Below are 18797 nucleotides of genomic sequence, written 5' to 3' on the forward strand. Positions count from 1 at the left end.
ACCTGGCGACCAGACCTCGGGCGGTTACACCCTCAACCCACTAGTGGTTCCCACAAGATGCGCTCGAGCCGCGGGCACCTAACGCACATGGGGACGCGTTGGTGCAGTTTGCATCTGCGTCCGGGCTTGGGACTGCGCGCCGACTAGGTTGATGACATGTCCGGCTACTGGGTCGAGTTCATGAGCCTCGACGCCGACGGGAATCAAGCGTTAAATCTTGTTGATGCGCAAATCGATTGGCTGTTCGCACAGGAGATCATCGCGCCATCAGCGAAGCCGGACAGGTTCTATGGGACTTTCCGCGAAGGCCCGCGATTCGCCGATGCCATGGACCCGGAATGCATTGAACCCGGCGCCGTCGCCGGAGGTCGGTACATCTTGTTCGGCGTGCGGATCAAGAAGGGCTGGCAGATGTCTCACAACATCGGTGGCTTCGAAGGTCCGCCGTGTCCTCGGTGCGGCCACCAGCACTTCGACGGCAGCGCAGCGGGTGCACTCATACTCGACTGGTACGAATCGCGGGCAGAATCGACCGTGACCTGCACGAAGTGCGGACACGTCGATCTGATCGGGAACTGGCCCCACGAACATTTCGGCTACTGCAACTACGCCTCTCTGTCGTTCATCAACAGTCCGACGCTCTCGATCGAGTTCAGCGACGAGCTCCTCGCGCGTCTCGGGAATCGTCCCCGGGCCATCGACGTGAGGCTGTAGACACCGACTCGTGCTTCTTTGACACATCAGACGTCCTGCAACGCGTCGCGGTCACTTGACGACATTTGGCTGCTACGCCACTGAACCAAAGAGTCCAGACACACGCTGAACTGCCGCGCGACGTGTCTGATTAAGTGAACCTATGAGCAACGCCGCCAACGAATCCGGCCATCTTTTCGTCGTACACGGACGACTTGAGGCCCTGGGCGCTGATGCAGTCGTGGTGCCAACCGACGCAGACTTCAGAGTCGAACCGCACTGGTACCCGCTCTTCGGCGGTGAGCCACCCTCGAAGCCTGAGACCTGGGACAAGGCCTTTTGTCGCGACGCCCAGGGCGGGCACAACTGGTTCGTGAACGTCATCGACCACTCCGCAGCCGTTGGCGCCCAGTTGGCTGATCGCCTCCGAGCTGTCCTGGCCGACGTAGCTCGCGCGTTCGAGCCGAGGGGACCACGTCCACCCGTGGTGGCTATGCCCGTCTTCGGCACAGCCGGGGGAGGGAAGGGAGGTCTCAAGGGCCTGGTGATCAGAGACCTCGTCACGTTGCTGCGGAGCGTGGCGGCCGACCTCTCACTCGATGTGGCTCTGGTGACCCCTGACCGGTCCGTCTACAGCGCAGTTCAACATTTCCGGAGAACAGCGACCGCTGTCCATTGGCAGCTCACCCCTGAACAGCTCCGCTTCGCGCAAGATCTCGGTATCCGGGCACGCGATGGCGACCTCGCGCTGTTCCTTGGTGCAGGGGTCAGCATGTCTGCGGGTCTTCCGGGTTGGAAAGATCTCCTAGAAGAGCTGGGATCGAAGGCTGGCGTTGACGCCAAGGCACTGCTGAATCTCAAAGACAGTCCGCTCGACCAGGCGGAGTTGATCTCTCTGCGGTTGGGCGACAACTTGGGCAGCGAGATCGCACGAATAGTGAGACGCGCCAAGAAGGTCTCACTGGCGCATTCCCTCCTGGCGGGACTTCGTTGTCGCGAGGTGGTGACCACCAACTACGACGAACTGTATGAGGATGCGGTCGAGGCGACAGGTGAACTGAGGCCGACGGTGATCCCCTGGGAAGCGGTCCAACCCCGTCGACCATGGGTGCTCAAGATGCACGGCGAAGTCGGTAGACCTGAGTCCGTCGTTCTCACCCGTCGAAGCTTCGTGCGGTATGACGCAAACTTCCGGCCCGCGGGCTCGCTTCTCCAGGCTTTGATGATGACCCGGCACGTGCTTGTCGTCGGCACATCCATGTCCGACGACAACGTCATCAGATTGGCGATCGAGGTCGACGACTTTTTGAGCCGCGATCACTCGTTCGGCACGTTCATCGATGTCTCAGAGTCGCCGGCACGAGCCGAACTCTGGAACACCCGCTTCCGTTGGCTACATTGCGATGCAGACGGGATGGTTGCCCGCGTGCGAGCCATGGAGATCTTCCTCGACGCCGTGGCCATGTATGCCGCACAGGACGAATCGTGGCTGCTCGATGAGAGGTTCCGCGGGCTGCTTCAGTCCAGTGACCAGACCGCCGCCAGTGAGGTTCGAGGAGTCCTCTCTCACGTTCAATCGAGCCCACGGACGCAGCTCCGCCCACTTCGCGACAAGCTCGCTGAGCTCGGTGCGGACCCGCACTGGGACGAGTCACGAACGCTACTGACGGAACTAGAGCAACTCATGCGAGCATCGAAGAATGGGCGACGAGCCGCGTACAAGTACGTGGTACTCCTGTGGGCGGTCACCCGAGCCGAGCACGGACACGAACGTCTGACCAGCTACGAGGACGCACGCGGCGAACTGGCCGAGTTGCTGTCGCCGTTCCGTATCGCGGAGAGTGCTCCCAAGCCGGTGGATCCGTGGTTTGCATTGGGCACCTCGTCATGGTGGGAAATCCGCGATTTGCCGAGCTCTCCCACGGTGCAGGACGTGATTCCACGGAACGCACGTGCCGGCCTTTCGGTCAATCTGTACAACATGGTGCGCCGGGACTCGGTTTTCGCCCAGGAAGCCGTCGAGCGGCTTATCAAGTTGATTGCCGAAGATGTCGAGGATGCATCCCAAGTAGAGAGCTTGAGGAGGCAGCTGTCGTCGGAGGCCGCGCAGTAAGGAATGCAGTGGCCGCCCAGGAGCGGTCCTCGCGATCGCGCCCAGACACGCGATACATCGAGTCGTGCCTGAGTACGTCCGACGTTTCGATCAGTTGGCAGGTCGTGGCGGTGGTCGGTCTGAATCAGTGACGGCAGAGTGCTTATCGATGGCATCCGCTAACGCAAAGACCTCTGGATACTCGACCGTGAAAGGTTCGTAGCCCCCGCTGTGCCGATGCGCACGAACGAGATAGAAAGCCCACCCTCGAAGCAGGTCGATCCCTGCCCAATCCGGCACCATCCCATGTTGATCGAACTCGTGCCGCAGCGGAGCCAGGAGTTCAAACAGCTCGCCCGGGCCGGCGGCCAGACGCTCGTAACCGTTGTAGGTATGCGCCCACTCGATAAGGAGCTGGTCGTAGTTCATGCTCATCTCAGTTCGGAGCTCCTGGTCGATACGACCGACGGAATGACGCCAGACGCTGAACTAATGCTGCCCCGCGCGGCTCACCTGACGCTGCTCGTCCGAAGACCACAGCCGCACGCGCTTCATGAACGACTTGATCTTCTGCCCAAGCGACTGGTCCAGCTGGAGCTCTTCGGGTTGCAGCGCCAGCAGCTCCATGATCCGTGCCCAGGGAACCACTCTCCGGAATGCTGCACATTGGGACGAGGGGTTCGGCCCGGCGCTTCGTAGCGACTCGACCCCTGCCCTCAGCACGAGTTCGTCCTCACCCAGAGCCTCGGCGAGCCAGACCAATCCTGGCGCACATCGAAAGTGGTTATAGAAGTGCTTGGAACTGGTAGAGGGGTTTGCTCGGTTGTACGCACCCGGGCCGTTGTACTCACTGAGCCACCCCGCGAGGTGTTCTTGCTGCGAGCTGTACCAGACACGCGCAGTCGCGTCGGATTCGTAGGCGTCTGTGATCGGTTGCGCTGTGGGAAGTCGGAGTATCAGGTCCCGAAGGTCGAACACTGAGATGTCTCCGTCCTTGATCACCACGTTCCGCTGTTGCTGTTGCCCCATCACGCCTCCTTGGCCACGCTGAGGTCGCCATGCCCATCGAGGAGCAAGACCCCAGTCTTCAAGAGAAGCTTGATCGACCGGCCCAGTACGTCCTCGATGTCAGCACCCACACGGCGCCAACCGAAGACACCAGCCGCCTGCTTGACGAGCGTGCGCTCGTCGATCGTCACTGCATCAAGCACGATCTGCTTCAAAGCGAGTTCGAGCTCTTCGGACGGGACCTGGCTCGCCTTACGTTCTCCGCATCCGTCGTCGGGCACTCGGACTTCGAGGGGCGACGGATTGTCGAGACGGAAGAACCCTTTGTTGTCAGGACCCGCCGGGTGTGCCCGCTTCAGTGCTTTGTCGATGGCACTACGAATCTGGTGCCCCACACGAGCCGCGCCCCACACTGACTTGAACCGGTCGTTGAGGAGGTCACGGTGTACTGGCGCCTCGACACGGATGGCGTTGAGGAAGAAGTCCGTCATGTCCTGGATTCCCTCAAGCGTTTTCGGATCCCGCGTCCGAGCAGGCCTCACCGTGTACTCAGAGTACGGACGGGTCCAGTTGCGCTCCACGGTCTCGGGGACTTCCGAGAACTCCCATGCGCTGGAACGTGATTCAGTTGTCGGGTTGTAGGTGGGTGTGCTCGTCGCATTCCTGCCGTTGATCGCATCCTCGATGGCCAGACGCAGCCGCTCTTCCTGGGCCGAACGGTCACGCCACCAGCTCAATCCCCAGATCCTGTGCATCCGCCAGCCGAGACCCTCGAGCACCTGCTGGCGCAGGCGGTCGCGGTCGCGAGCCGTTTGTGCGGAGTGGTAGGCCGCGCCGTCGCATTCGATTCCGAGTACGTACTCGCCCGGTCGCTCCGGATGCCGAACCGCCATGTCGATTCTGTAACCGGCGACACCGACTTGGGGGACTGCGTCGTAGCCCCACGATCTGATCTTGGCAAGGACCTGCTCCTCGAAGACGCTCTCGGGGCCGCCCTCGCCGGTGCTGACGTCGATGGCCAAGGCCGCGTGCCCGCGCGCTGCGAAATCGAGGTAGCGCTGGAGGTGGAGGAGCGAGGGATTGGAGGTCGGCGGCATCTGCCCGGCGGTGAACGACGAGACGATCTCGATCCGCTTACGTGCGCGGGTGACTGCGACATTCAGGCGGCGCCACCCGCCGTCGCGGTTGAGCGGTCCGAAGTTGGCGGTGAACTTGCCGACCTCGTCAGGTCCATACCCGATCGAGAACAGGATGATGTCGCGCTCATCGCCCTGAACGTTCTCGAGACTCTTCACGAAGAAGCCGTCGAGTCGATCGTGGTCGGTGAGCAGACCTTCGAGCGCAGGGTTCTGCTCAGACTGAGCTTCGATCTCCTGCGTGATCCTGTCCGCCTGGGTGCCCGAGAATGTGACCACGCCCAGCGATGCGCTGGGATGATTGGTCCGGAACCAGGCCACCCGTTCGACGATCTTTGCGGCTTCGATCGGGTTGTCCCGGCTCGAACCTCGCTGATAGACGCCATCGACCGGAATATGCGCGATACCCAGGTCATCCGCCTCAAAGACCGCACTCGGGAAGGTCAGCAAGTCGCCCTGATAAAAGCTGTGGTTCGAGTATGCAATGAGGTCCTCGTGGCGACTTCGGTAGTGCCACTTCAGCGGTAGCGAATGGAGTCCGCCCGCGCCCTTCGCGAGGTCGAGGACCGACTTGAAGTCCGATGCTTCGTTGTCTTCGTCGCCCTCGTCTTCGGCAACACTGAAGAAATCGGTTGGTGGAAGCTGCTTTTGGTCGCCGGCAACGATCAACTGGTTGCCTCGGTAGATACAGTTGAGGGCGTCCTGCGGCAGAACCTGTGATGCCTCGTCGAAGATCACCACGTCGAACCGGATGTCCGACGGCAGGTACTGCGAGACCGACAGTGGGCTCATCATGAAGCACGGCTTCAATTGCTGGACCAGGGACGTGGTCTCAGCAAGAAGCTCTCGAACAGGCTTGTGCCGGCTCTTCTTCTCGCCCTCGCGTTTGATGACCTGAGCGGCCCGTCCCGCCAGACTGACTGGGGCACGGTCGTTGCACCGCTGCACAACTCTCGCCTTCGCGTTACCGATGAGCGCCCGGTCGAGCTCTTGGAATTCACGGACCAAATCGTCTCGAGATGAGGCCTTGTAGTCCTCGAGTCGTGTATCCGTCTCACAACGGGAATCCGCCCAGGCTTCGAGGATGACGTACTCGATGGCGGCCTGGATGTCAGATTGAATACGCGGCAGGCGTTTGAGAGCCCCGATGATGGACTGGAGTTCGAGCGAGTGAGCCCAGGTGAGCTCGCGATGCGCAGCACACCAGTCTTCGATTTGCGACGATGCGGTCTCTAGCATGTCCTGCATGAGCTCGATTTGCTCGTCGATACCTGCCTCGCACTCGGTTCTGAGTTCGGCAGCGCGGTCGGAGGTGAAGAGGTCGAGGATCTCGTTCACGCGTGACGTGTTGTCCTGCACACGGTCTGCCAAGTCCGCACGAGTTGCTGTGCTCTCTGCAAGTCTCCGGGCCAACGCTTGGTCGATCTCGCCGGGGTAGAGGCGACGTACGGCCCTGGCGTTGTCGATTCCGGCCGCGAGCAGGTCGAAATCCGTCTCGTCGGTGAGGAGGGACCCGAACGCCTGCTTGTCGGAATCCGAGTGCGATCGGTGACGATCCTCCAGGTCGACAGTCTCTGCGACGTTGGCCGTCAGGTGAGCGCCCGCGTTCACGGTCAGGTCTCGTTCGGCGACGGAACTCACCTGTGACAGGGCGTTGCTCACACTGTCTGCGGTAGTTCTGACGTCCGCCGTTGTGTCGACGATGGTCTGAACCGGAGTTGTGTTGTCGACGACGTCACCGAGCCCGTTGGGGAGGTTGTGAACAACACTGCGTAGTGAGCTGATCGTCGACTGGATGCGCTGAGCAAGCGGGATCAAACGAGGATCCGGAGTTGCGTGTGCGGAGAGCTGCTGGGCGAGGGCCGTTGAGTCGGTGTCCATGCCGGCGAGGTTCATCGCTGCGCGGGCGTTGTCGAGGGCGGCTCGCAGTGACCCGAACTCCGTGCTCTGTCCCTGATACCGGGAGCCGAGTTGTCCGGCGTGGACCGCTTCGGCTTTGCGGACGTCGGCGACGGCATGCTGCCAGCTGGCTGCTTCGTCCAGCTGGGTAAGCACTTCTTTGTCACATCGCCCTGACACCGACACCGATTTGATCAGTTTCCGATCTGCACGTGCCGCGCCCGAGAAGCGTCTCAGTCCCTTATGGGTCTCCCGGAACCGCACGATGAGAGACGGGAGGTCGAGCTCCAGGACCGCCGGCGTGAACACCTCGCGAAGTGCATCTTGCCGCCGGTTGGCGTGCTCGACGACCGCGTCCATGACGTTGAGGCACTCTGAGACGCGAGCGATTACAGCCGAGTTGAGCCACTCGGGCTCGGGTCGGTGTGCCTCCGCTGCGAGCATGGCCAGCCGGGCCGCATCGGACGCGTCCTCGATGGTCGAAGGCGTCGTCCGCAGGCCGAGGACTTGCGCCAAGTCTGCCGCGTCCTGGTTCAACGTCGCCAGGTGCGACGTCACCGTGTCGAGAGTGGATACTAGGACGTTCAACTGACTTGCAGTTGAGGTACTGGGCACCAGCGGGTGTTCGACACCGCGAGTAAGGACGTCCGTGAAATCGTGGGGGACCTCACGCCAACGCTGGATGCCGGCAGCTTCCAGTGCTTCGATGTGAGCCCCGATCGCCTTGAGGCCGGCTTGCGCCTCGCGCAGTCGCTCGTCAAGGGCATCGAGACGTTCGCAATCGAACCACAACGGAACACCTCTTGGGCGATCGTCCAACGCACCCAGCAGGTTCAGACGTTCCTGAATGCCGTCGACGTCGGATGCGATCGAAAGATCCAGCTCAGCATCGATCGCCGCTACCCGTTCACGAACGAGGCGAGCGCTCTCCAAGGCTCTGGTCGCGTAGCGGCCGTACTCGCGTGCCTCGGCAGGACCGAGCTGGTCGCTCTTGAGATCCCGCCACAGATACGAATCTTCATCGGCAACCGCATCCCAGACGCGTCCGAGTGTTGACGCGTGCTGGCGGATCTCTGCAAGGTCGGCTTCGGATACCGAGGCCCAACGACGATGCGATGGCACCGATGCGTCGATACCGCGGTCGAGCTCGCTGAGACGGCCCAGGACCGTGAAGAGGCTCCAACCCAGCTTTGGGTCGATCTCGTTCATCGCCGATGCGAAGTCGGTGAGCTGGTGTCGATCGCGGGCGAGGTTTCGTTCGTCTTGGCCACTGAACGTCGAGTCGATCTGCACCCGCTTGCGCAGTGTCCTGGACAGCTCTGCGGCGACTTCTTTTCGAGTCGCTGCATGGCTGTGTAGCTCGAACAGGAAGTGTTGCAGTCCTTCGTTGGTCAAGCGGTCGCGGACCACGTCGAGCGCTGCGGCCTTCTCACTGACGAACAGCACGGTCTTACCGATCGCCATCAGCTCGGCGACCATGTTGGCGATCGTCTGGCTCTTACCGGTTCCCGGTGGACCGTCCATGACGAAGCTTTGCCCGTCGGCTGCACACAGGATGCAACGGCGCTGGCTCGAGTCGGCGTCGAGGATGGTGAACATGGACTCTGGTGGCTTGCGCTCGTCGAGACCTTCTAGCGGAGGCTCGTCGAAGCCGTAGGCACTCGACGAGGGGGAGTCGGGACCCAGCGCGAGCAGCCGGACCATATCGTGGCCGGCGATACGATCAGCGTTCTCGAGGAGGTCCTGGTACATCGCCTCCTTCTGGAACGTGAAGTTCGCGAGCACCATCCGCGAATCGACACGCCACTGAGGATGCTGTGAGATCGATTGCTCGAGATCAGCACGGAACCGTTCCAACGAGACGTCATCGGGATCGATGGTGGGGAGTTTGACGCCGAACTCGTTCGACAGTTTCAGCTGAAGGACTGGATTGACGGTGATGTCATCGTCCGTCCGAGAGATCACGTATGGCGAGTCGGCACCGGTCTTCTCGGCCCGTACGGGAATCAGCAGTACCGGGCTGTCGATCTTTGTGGAGGTGTCGTTGGGATCTGTCCAGTGCAGCATGAGCACGCCGAGGTACAGCGTCCACACACCCCTGTCGGCGAAGGCCTGGTTGGACTGCTGGTCGATGCGCCGAAGTGAAGACCGTAGCGTCTCGTTGGTCTTGTCCTTGACGTACAGTGCGCGATCGGACCGCGACGTTCCTGGCTCAGGTGCCGGCCGGACCGGGACAGATGTCGACGCCAGTGTCGCCAGAGTGGAGAGTGGCGACGCGTGGTCGAACTCCAGCGTTCCGGCCTTCAGGTGCTTGAAGTAGAGCAGCCGTTGGCGCTTGTCCATGGCCAGAAGCTTGTCGCGCCACGCAGTCAGGGTGCTGTCGAGCTTCCGTGCAATCGCGGGCGACATCTCGAGGTCGTCCTCTGGCGCCAGGCCCGAGGACGATTCGCACTCGTCTGCTGAACTACCGACGTCAACGGCCATCTCATCCCCATTACGCTGAGCCGGCCCCCACGGCAGTCTCCTCTGACCGCGGGAAGCCACTGTCTGACTTTGGTCCCGCGCTAAAGAGTATGACCGAGCCCCGACAAATGGATCGAATCGGCCCCGACGTAATGCATTGCCAGTAAGCGACTTCCGGCCACCTAGAGCAAATCTGAGCATGTCAATCACCTGAACGGACGAAAGCGAGACGCCCGGCCGTCCTGGAATTGAGACAGTCGCACCAGTCTGCGATACGGGGCGGAAGGCGTCTCGATTGGGTCGGGCTCGATCGACAACGCCCGGCTGCGCCTTCTCACCCCGGTGCTCGCCACCAAGGGCTAACCGACTGGTTGTGCTCTCTGCGGTGGCCCGTCGTCCGGCCTGACCAGCGATCTCTGCCTGACTGGCGCGGACGGAGACCGCTGATGGGAATTGCGAGCGCAGGTCCCTCGTCTAATGCAGGATCAACTGAGGCTGCCTGAAGAAGTAGCTGCGCGCGGTGCCAGACGAAGCGAGAGGAGTTGTTGTGTACGAACTCCAGTTGTCGACTGATGAGTATCGCCTGCTCGTTCTGCTGCCAGACGCCGGAGACACCCTCGGCAACACGACAGCGCGGAGGCAACTCGGTTGGACGAAGCACCGTTACGGCCGAGCTCGACAGGGGCTGCTCGACAAGCAGCTTGTGCTGAAGGCGCCTGGCCAGGGAGGTGCCCTACGCAGGGCTCCGATAGCAGAGGATCTCACCATCGACGCCGCAGCCGGTGCGACCACGATCCGACCTCCGGTCGCGGAATCGGCTCTGTACGCGCCGATTCGAGAGACGCTCCAAAACGAATGGGCGGAGAACCGAGGGTTCCACTCTTTTGTCGTCGAGGAAACAGCGTTTCAGGGTCGCCGCAAGACGGGTGGGCCGTGGACGCGTCCTGACCTGGTGGCCATTGGGACGAAGACGTTCAAACATGTACCTCACCAGCAATTCGAGGTGGTGACCTTCGAAGTGAAGCCGATGGCTCAACTGAATGCCATCGCAGTTTTCGAAGCACTGGCGCACCGGCGCGCATCGACCCATGCGTACGTCCTGGTCGAGCACCGGAACGTTCTCGCCGCCGCCTACGAGAAACGCCTCACTGCGTTGAAGCAAGCTGCAAGCGATCACGGTGTCGGCGTGATCGTGTTTGACGATCCAGGCGACTACGAGACCTGGGACGAGGTTGTCGTTGCGCAGCGTAGCGAGACGGCACCCGAACTACTCAACGACTTCATCGAGACACAGGTGTCGCAACCTGGGCAGGAGGCGATCGAGCGCGCCATCGAGAAGAGTCGAGCGTGGCTGGTCGAATAGCTCTCGGAGGCGGGGGATTCGAGTTCTGTTTCGCCCTGCCGCCCCTCTCCTACGAGTCTCGTTGTTCAGGGCAGTCAACGAAGCTTGCTTCGCAGACCGAAGGCTGTCCTGCATCTGGTAGAGGACTGAGCTGCGGGCCCCAGTCGCCGAGCGCGGAGGCAGTTCTCGGAAAGGGCCCGCTGTGTGGCTCGTCCTGCACCGGATCGCGGAAGCACACAGCAGCTATCACCCGCGTCCGGTCTCTGACTCGTTCGGTATCCGCTACTGGCCGACTGGGGTGAACAGATTGCTCGCGTAGCGATGGATCCCGTTGAGCGTCACGACATTGACGCCGGCACCGATACCACCACCGACGAACGGCACCACTCTTACGAGATTGACGGCACCCTTGGTTCCGAACTTGGTGAGGAGCCGGAAGCCTACGGCCTTGTTGATCTTGATGAGAACGGACCCCGGGAGCCTGGTCAGTTGGGCGATTGCGATCTTGTGGCCGATCTCGATTCCGACGGCCCCCACCGCGGCACCTGCGCTCGCACCGAGTAGCGAGATCAGAATCCCGCTCCTCACCTCGTCCGATGTGATGTCGTATCCGCGTATGTGAGCGATAGCAGCGCACATACGGGCCGCGTTCGCATAGAACGTGGTCACGTCGGCAGGGATTGTGACCGGCATGGTGACGAGTCCTCCGACGCCGGTTGCGAATCCGGTCGCACCCACAACTCGTCGGTGCGACGCGAGTAGCCTCTGGATCGCGACCTCGGGATCCTTGTGAGTACGGAGCACTTCCTCGGCAACCGTCTCTGCTGACTTGAACGGTCCGACCCCCGTGACAGCCATGCCGAGGATCTTCTCGGTGAGCTCCAATGCGCGTGACGAGTCACTCTCAGAAGGCGTGGTCGTGGACGATGGGTCGGCGTTCTTACGCATGTCTCTCCGGGGGTATGTAGAACTGACGTCGGCAGGCCGAGCGAATCATGGGGTCCCGACAACCGGGCCCCGTCGCGTAATCGCGTGGGCTTCCTGTCCTGTTACACACCGGATGGCGGCATACCGAGGGCACGCCTGAGTCGCCGCGCAACGGGAGCCAGTTCGCCTACCCCGACAAGGTGACGCAGCACCCTCGTTCGGCCATCTCCATTCACCCACGAATTCGGATCGAACCCTGCAACTTTGAGACGACACCCGGCTAATGCCTGCGAAGGCGAGATGACTAGGTCTGCCGCGTGGTAAAGAGTTGCCATGGAGATCACTGAGCGCATCGAGCGACTCCCCGCGGTAGAGCAGAAGATGGGTTTGTCGTTCGAGGCCTTGTACGCAACGTTCGACCGAGACGACTACCAGGTGGGCGTTACTGTCAACTGCGATGTGATCGGTGCTTCTGCCTCGCTAAGTTCCCCCGTGCAGGTCGTTGTAGGTGTGTACAACAAGCAGGATCAGCTTGTGGGAACTGAAGCGCATCTGATTAGTGACAGTGCGTTCGCCGGTATAGATTCGATTTCAGTACACGTCGAAACTCACGAGGCCCCGGCTCGATTGCGGATATACCCCAAGCCGCTGTACTGACTCAACAATTTGTGCGCTATCGCAGGGAACCTCACTCGAAGGAGCTGGTCTGCAGGATCGGACCCCGACAGCCTGAGAATATGCACCGCGTACCTCAGACCTAACGACCGAGGACACGGCTGTGGTAGTTCTGTGACACACAGCCTCTGCGTCGGAGGCGCAGACAGTTCGCGCGGGCGCTGGATCGGGCCAGTTTCGTCCGAACGGACGATTCTTCTGGTGCGACCTCGAACGCGCCAGGTAGTCGTCACGACACATCAAGCGGACTGTTGACTGCATAGCTAGGGGAACGTAGAGATGGCCTATGGATCCTTACGGCAACCCGAGTGTGCAGCCGGTCTATGACACGACCAGTGTGTGGAAAGAGCGATGCCTGTTCGGGGGCAGGTCTCTTCTCTTCCCCGAACGTGCTGCATGGAGTCCTGCCAACCTTGCAGAGCTCGACCAAGTCTTCAATCACCAGCCGCTGGTGGGGAGCGGCTCGTTCGCGGACAAGCTCGACAAGCAGCTCGCTTCTTCGAGTGCCGATGTGAGAGTCGTCGCTGCCGAGGTGCTCTGGTTGTACTACCTGGTGCCCCATACGAGCGTCGTTGGTTGGTCGCGCAAATGTTCCATGATCGAGCGCGTTCTAGGCGAGGACCTTCCAGACAGCGACGCAGTCGAAGCGCTGAGGAGAGGCCCGTGGCGACCGGGGCAGAACTACCTCCAGCGTCCGGATCTCCACGTCGGATACTTGATAGATTTTGCGCACCGTGCGAACCAGGTTGGGCTGGCCGAGCTCGAGAAGATCGTCGCGGATCCCGACAGACTCACGGAGTTCGCGGATGAAACCGACCGTAGCGTCGGAGCAGCTCGCAACATGTTGTTGCATTTCCTGATTCCGACCGACTACGTCTCGGTCGCGGCAGGAAACCACAGGCGCCAACTTATGTCGACCTTCTCGGAGTTCGTGCCAGACCAAACGGCGCACCCCGACGTACAGCTACGCCAGATTGTCAGAAGCCTCGAGGAGAAGGGCATTCTCGGCTCTACCGGTCGTGTAGAGTTCTACGGACCACCACTTCTGGCCGTCTGGCGGCCCAGCGACGACGACAATGTCGGCCAGCTCGAAGCCCTGAGGTGGAAAAAGAACCTCTGTCTGTACGGGCCACCAGGCACCGGGAAGTCGTACTCGGCGAAAAAGATCGCCGAATCGCTTATACGTCACGAAGCGCTGGTGCGGTGGGGAGCTCATACATACTTCAGCAATACCGCAAAGGTCGACAATATTGTCAAGGAAAACATTCACGAGCTGCAATTGCACCCGGGATGGGACTATTCCAATTTCGTCGTTGGATTAAATCTCGAGGATGGTAAGACCACCTGGAAAAGGGGAGAGATTTTCACCGTTTTGGAAAAGTTGAAAAGTCAGGTGCCACCCGTCGGCTGTGATCCACTGCCCATCGTGTTGATACTCGACGAGATCAACCGGACCGATCTCTCAGCGATGCTCGGTGAACTGTTTAGTCTTCTCGAACGTGACAAGCGAGGTGAGACGCGAAGACTCCCGTCGCATGGCGAAAACGGCATCGACGAGATTTCGTTACCGGCCGATTTCTACATGATTGGCACGATGAACGACATTGACCAATCAGTCGAGTCATTGGACTTCGCTCTACGGCGCAGATTCCTCTGGAGCGCAGTCGGTTTTGATAAAGAGTCGCTCGCCGAGATAGTGAAGAGCCGCTGGAACGAGGACCACAAGCACGCGAGCAAGGCCCTGTCCAATACGACGTTTGCCGCATTGGAGGAGGAGATCGCGGCACTTTGCGAGTGCGCGAGCAACTTGAACGCGGAGATTTCGAAAATTCGCGGTTTAGGCAGCGAGTTCCAGATCGGTCATACGTATTTCGCGGAGATTACCCAGTTCTTAATTCTTTGGCTGGGAACGTTGAACAAGAAGCCAAACGCCGGCACCTATCTGTGGACATCGAAGAATGAGCCTCGCCCTCCATTAAGAGGTCTATGGAGCCTGAGTCTCCAACCGCTGTTAGAACAGTACCTGGCCAGTGTTGAAGATCGGGACCAGGAGATGAAGCGCCTCGAGCAAGCGTTCCTCACAAAGCCATGACCCTGAAGACAATCGAGTTTCTCGATCTCGACGGACCGACGACCGCTCTATCCGCAGAAGACGACTTGTGGCTCGCCGACCTCGCGAAGGTGGCACAACCGGACGCCTTCGTCGTGCCATTCGCTCACCGCCACCCTGACGAACATCCAGGATCGGTTGTCGAACGGTCCGGTCCGGGTTGGCGTGCTGGCCGCTACATCGGGCAACTGCGGAGGGGCGATCGGATACTCCAGATCAGCCCACGACTGGGAATCGACACGATCGGTAGGTGGATGACGGCGGTCACGGGCGTCGTCGCGGTCAAGCAGACGGCAGGGCTCGAAGAGTCCTCAGATTTGCTGGTTGCGCCTGTTATCGCAAGATTGTGGGTTAACTCGGTAACTCAGTCGTCGCTGCACGGCCTGCCGTCGTTTCGACGCGAAGTCGACGCCTTCGGAACAACAGTCAAGGGGCGCATCAACGGGAGGCTCACGGCTGCTTTCGCAGCCCGCGGTGTCGCGTCGGTCGCGTGGACGGAGCGTCAAAAGTCCTTAGACAACTCTGTCAGCCGGTCGATCGTGGCTGCAGACAATGTGCTGGGCGGTCTTCTCGACTCGTGGGCTCCCGACTGGAGAGGGTCCCGGGTGGAGGAAATCGTGATGCGTTTGCGCTACAGCACTGGTAATCGCCCTCGTCTTCCAAAGCGACGCGAGCTCGATCGTGTGCGATACACGCCTATTCGCCTTCCCTTCAGGCAAACGGCTGAACTATCCTGGCGTATAGCTAATTTCGGAGGCATCCAGAACACCCCCGCGGGAGACAACATCGAAGGCATGCTCATCGACGTTGCAGAACTGTGGGAACTCTTCGTCCTCGCCTGCGCCCGGGAGGCCTTCGCGACCGAGACGGTGGCACACGGCAACCTCGGAGGTGACAAATCGTACCTCTTGCGATCGACTCGAGACGGTACGTCCGGCCTCGGTCGATTGCTCCCAGACATAACCGTCGGCCCAGCCGGCAGCCCCTTGGCCATCATCGATGCAAAATACAAGCGATTGACGAACGACCGGCGAGATCCCGATCGAGGGGACCTCTACCAGCTGGCTGCCTACCTAGCGACAAACTCGAAGGCAGGGGTCCCACCACCCGTTGGCCTTCTCGCGTACCCAGCAGCATCTGAGAAGCTTCTAGACGTTCGAGCAGAGGCCCTCGGACCGTGGAAGACATCGCAGGACAACACTGTGCACTTCGCGCGGCTACCGACAGAGGAGACCCAGTGTGCGGCAGCGTTGAGGGCGATCATCGGTCCCTCCTCGCAGGGATGAGGCTGCACCCGGGTCCGTAGAGATCGAGATGGCTGGATCATGAAAACGCTAGCAAGATGAGGTACGCACGTCACTGAGTGCCGGTCGTTTCGGCTGTGCGTGGGGAATTGGCAGCCGCGAGAACGTTGCGAGACTCATAATCAGGCACGGCGTCGCTGGGGGATCAGCCCTTACTTCTAGACTCCCACCCTCAGCGAAGGACCTGAAGCCGATACGATGAGCCCGCGGCGACGAGGAGGTTGATGACGTGAAGTTCAAGTGGGTGTCTCCCTCGCAGCCGCCGCGTCACGTCCCGAAGCCGTTCGCTGCAGCGCCGACACCCCGGAAAACTGCTCGTGTCGTGACGCCACCCCCCGCTGCCGTCAAACCCGGAGCTCGCGTAGGCCCGGTGACGACCGGCCCGGTAGCGAGCTCAGCGGATATACCGAGACTCGAAGGTGATGCGGCGAAAGCGGTGGCGCACCACGGGAGCCACATCCAGATCATCGCGGCGGCCGGGTCCGGCAAGACGGAGGTCGTATCGCAGCGCGTGGCTTCGCTCCTCGCTGACGGCGAGCCCCCAGAGTCGATCGTCGCGTTTACGTTTACAGAAAAGGCGGCCGCGGAGCTGAAGGACCGCATTCGGGAGCGCGTGACAGCCCGAATGGGTTCTGCTGCAACTGATCAACTCGGGCGACTCTTCGTCGGCACGATTCACGCGTACTGCTTCCGCATGCTGCAGACCTATGTGCCGCGGTACGAGACCTACACGCCACTCGACGCGAACCAGCTCACCAACTTCCTGTATCAACAGAACCGTCTGATCGGTATTAAGGACCTCGCGCCAACCGACGGGACATTCAAGAACATTGACAGGTTCCAGCGGGGCATCGACGTCATCGAGAACGAGCTGATCGACGTCGCCACACTCCCGGCGGGCAGCTTCAAGGACGCCGCGCTGGCGTACTACGCCGCTCTCGACCGCTACCAGTTCATGTCGTTCGGGACCCAGATTGCGCGGGCCGTCGAGGCACTCGCCGACCCCGAGGTCCATACCGCAGTCAGTGCGCCTCTGCGGCACTTGATCGTCGACGAGTACCAGGACGTGAACCCAGCTCAAGAACGGCTCGTCGAACTGCTCGCGAAGCCAAACGGCAACGCCGATGTTGTAGTCGTGGGTGACGATGACCAAGCGATCTACCAATGGCGTGGTTCAGCTGTGCAGAACATCGTCACCTTCGTCGACCGATATCCGGACGTGGCTCAGTTCAAGCTCCTCACCAACCGTCGCTCGCGGCCAGGCATTGTCGAGGTCGCGAACCTCTTTGCGCAGACGATTTCCGGCCGCATAAACAAGCAAATGCTCCCGCACCGACCGGCGGACGGTCCGAGCGTCGCGCTCGCTCGCGACCCAGGAGACGAGACTGACGCTGCGAGCGAGATCGCCCGGCAGATCCGCGACTTCCACTCGGGCGGACTCGCATACCGCGATATTGCGATACTCGTGCGAGGTCGTTCATCGTACCCAGCGATCATGGACGCCCTCGAGAAGGCCGGGATCCCTGTACAGGCAGGCGGACGATCAGGGCTGTTCGCGCAGCCGGAACCTCGTGTGTTCGGCGAGACGTACGCCTGGATCGGGGATATCGGCTGGCGGCCGGCACAGTACGCCCAGCCGGAGATCATCACACTGGAGCGACTGCTCGACAGCTACACCACGACGTTCGGTCTCTCTGACAATCAGCGGTCAGTGCTGTCGGTCCACCTCGAGGCGTGGAAGCGGAAAGCCTGTGATAGCGACTTCAACGAGAGCCTCGTTCGTGACTTCTATGGCCTGATGGAGTTGCTCGGTGCAAATGCCTGGGATCTCTCCGACGAGACGACGCGTAACCGCCTCGGGACAATCGCGCGCTTTACGACGGTACTCGCGGACTACGAGGGCGTCAGCTGGCGAGCGCGCAAAGACCCAAACAACGCGGGGGAGCAGGTCGGTGGCCGAAGCGGCGGGCTGTGGTTCTACAAGAACCTCGCGATTCTGCTCACCAACTATGCAGTGGGAAGCTATGACGACTTCGCCGGCGAGGAAGGGCACCTGGACGACGGGGTCGCCTTAGGCACTGTGCACGGGTCTAAGGGTCTCGAATGGCCGGTCGTGTTCTTGCCATCGCTCGTGAAGACCCGGTTTCCATCGAGCCGCAACGGCCGCGCGCAAGACTTCCCCCACGATTTGCTCGGTCGCTTCGACCGGCAACGGTACGAAGGTACCGACGACGACGAGCGGCGCCTGTTTTACGTCGCGATCACGCGCGCTCGCGACGCGGTACTGCTGTCCAGTTTCTCGTTGACAGGAGCTGGCAAGAATCGCAGCGCCTCTCCGTACTATGACGAGGTTGCAAACGCCTACGCCAAGGCCGGCGTTCCGACGTCAGCGACGGGCAAGGGAACTGCGTCGGATGCCGACCTCGCGATCACGTATAGCGAACTCGCACTGTATGAAACATGCCCGCGCAGCTACTTACTCAAGAACGAGCTCGGGTTCATGCCGACGATTCAGCAGGAGCTCGGTTACGGCAACGCTGTGCACCACACGATGCGCGTGCTGGCGGAGCGCACACAGGCGACTGGCGTGGTGCCGACACGACAGCAGATAGACGAGCTGCTCAACTCTGAGTTCTTCCTTCCCTATGCGAACAAGGCCGGCCACAAGCAAATGCGCGCAAAGGCGCGCCGACTCGTGATGAGGTACGTGAACGAGTACTCGGCAGACCTGTTACGCACGTGGGCGACCGAGCGACCGTTCGAGCTTTACCTCGATGGTGCGGTGATCTCAGGCCGCGCCGACGTCATCTATGACAACGAGGACGGCAAGGTCGGGCGCCTAGCGATCGTGGATTACAAGACGTCGACCGGCGGGCAGGTCGACCCTCTTCAGTTGCAGATCTACACCGAGGCTGGACGCCGAGAAGGCCTCGACGTTGGAGCAGCTTTCATTCAGGACCTCGGTGCCGAGAAACGATACGACGTCCAGGTAGACGCGGAATCGATCGGCAAAGCCGAAGAACTGATCATCGCTACAGCGGACAGCTTGCGCCGCCGCGACTTTGAGCCGAGGCCGGGCCTCCGCAAGTGCCGCCAGTGCGACGTGCGGAAGGTCTGCTCGGCCGCCGCGAAACCGTGATGCGCCCAC

The 18797-nt window shown here is 61.2% G+C and carries 11 protein-coding genes; 7 read left to right on the forward strand and 4 right to left on the reverse strand.

Annotated features, from left to right (window positions below):
- Positions 1 to 156: 156 nt before the first annotated feature.
- Positions 157 to 714, forward strand: coding sequence for a zinc ribbon domain-containing protein (locus MAY35_RS04120; protein WP_238419488.1), 558 nt, complete (start codon positions 157 to 159; stop codon positions 712 to 714).
- Between the two features lie 142 nt (positions 715 to 856).
- On the forward strand, positions 857 to 2806 hold the full coding sequence (locus tag MAY35_RS04125; RefSeq protein WP_238419489.1) for an SIR2 family protein: 1950 nt from the start codon (positions 857 to 859) through the stop codon (positions 2804 to 2806).
- 90 nt (positions 2807 to 2896) lie between these two features.
- On the opposite strand, the gene MAY35_RS04130 is transcribed toward MAY35_RS04125, so the two are convergent.
- Genes MAY35_RS04130 through MAY35_RS04140 form a run of 3 tightly spaced genes read right to left on the reverse strand, consistent with a single transcriptional unit; the run spans position 2897 to position 9312 of the window.
- Positions 2897 to 3214 (reverse strand): hypothetical protein, encoded by a 318-nt coding sequence (locus MAY35_RS04130; protein WP_238419490.1) that lies wholly within the window; start codon positions 3212 to 3214, stop codon positions 2897 to 2899.
- 60 nt (positions 3215 to 3274) lie between these two features.
- Positions 3275 to 3814, reverse strand: coding sequence for a hypothetical protein (locus tag MAY35_RS04135; protein ID WP_238419491.1), 540 nt, complete (start codon positions 3812 to 3814; stop codon positions 3275 to 3277).
- On the reverse strand, positions 3814 to 9312 hold the full coding sequence (locus MAY35_RS04140) for a DUF3320 domain-containing protein (RefSeq protein WP_238419492.1): 5499 nt from the start codon (positions 9310 to 9312) through the stop codon (positions 3814 to 3816). The genes MAY35_RS04135 and MAY35_RS04140 overlap by 1 nt, the downstream gene beginning before the upstream one ends.
- A gap of 526 nt (positions 9313 to 9838) precedes the next feature.
- On the opposite strand from MAY35_RS04140, the gene MAY35_RS04145 reads away from it, so the two are divergent.
- A complete protein-coding gene (locus tag MAY35_RS04145; protein WP_238419493.1) occupies positions 9839 to 10654 on the forward strand; it encodes a hypothetical protein in 816 nt (271 codons plus the stop codon).
- Positions 10655 to 10915: 261 nt separating this feature from the next.
- Here MAY35_RS04145 and MAY35_RS04150 read toward each other — a convergent pair whose 3' ends face one another.
- Positions 10916 to 11518, reverse strand: coding sequence for an EcsC family protein (locus tag MAY35_RS04150; protein ID WP_238419494.1), 603 nt, complete (start codon positions 11516 to 11518; stop codon positions 10916 to 10918).
- Between the two features lie 375 nt (positions 11519 to 11893).
- Between MAY35_RS04150 and MAY35_RS04155 the strand changes: the two genes are divergently transcribed.
- From MAY35_RS04155 to MAY35_RS23325, 4 genes are all read left to right on the forward strand, one after another.
- Entirely contained in the window at positions 11894 to 12217 is a 324-nt protein-coding gene (locus MAY35_RS04155) for a hypothetical protein (protein ID WP_238419496.1), read from the forward strand.
- 304 nt (positions 12218 to 12521) lie between these two features.
- Positions 12522 to 14327, forward strand: coding sequence for an AAA family ATPase (locus MAY35_RS04160; RefSeq protein WP_238419498.1), 1806 nt, complete (start codon positions 12522 to 12524; stop codon positions 14325 to 14327).
- The gene (locus MAY35_RS04165; protein WP_238419499.1) at positions 14324 to 15631 is read left to right on the forward strand and encodes an McrC family protein; all 1308 of its coding nucleotides are present in this window, start codon (positions 14324 to 14326) and stop codon (positions 15629 to 15631) included. The genes MAY35_RS04160 and MAY35_RS04165 overlap by 4 nt, the downstream gene beginning before the upstream one ends.
- Positions 15632 to 15878: 247 nt before the next feature.
- Positions 15879 to 18788: an ATP-dependent DNA helicase gene (locus tag MAY35_RS23325; RefSeq protein WP_238419500.1), complete on the forward strand. Its 2910-nt coding sequence runs from the start codon at positions 15879 to 15881 to the stop codon at positions 18786 to 18788.
- Positions 18789 to 18797: the final 9 nt, after the last annotated feature.

Origin of the sequence: Gordonia sp. 'Campus' (genome assembly GCF_022206305.1) — a bacterium.
In the GTDB taxonomy this organism is placed as follows: domain Bacteria; phylum Actinomycetota; class Actinomycetes; order Mycobacteriales; family Mycobacteriaceae; genus Gordonia.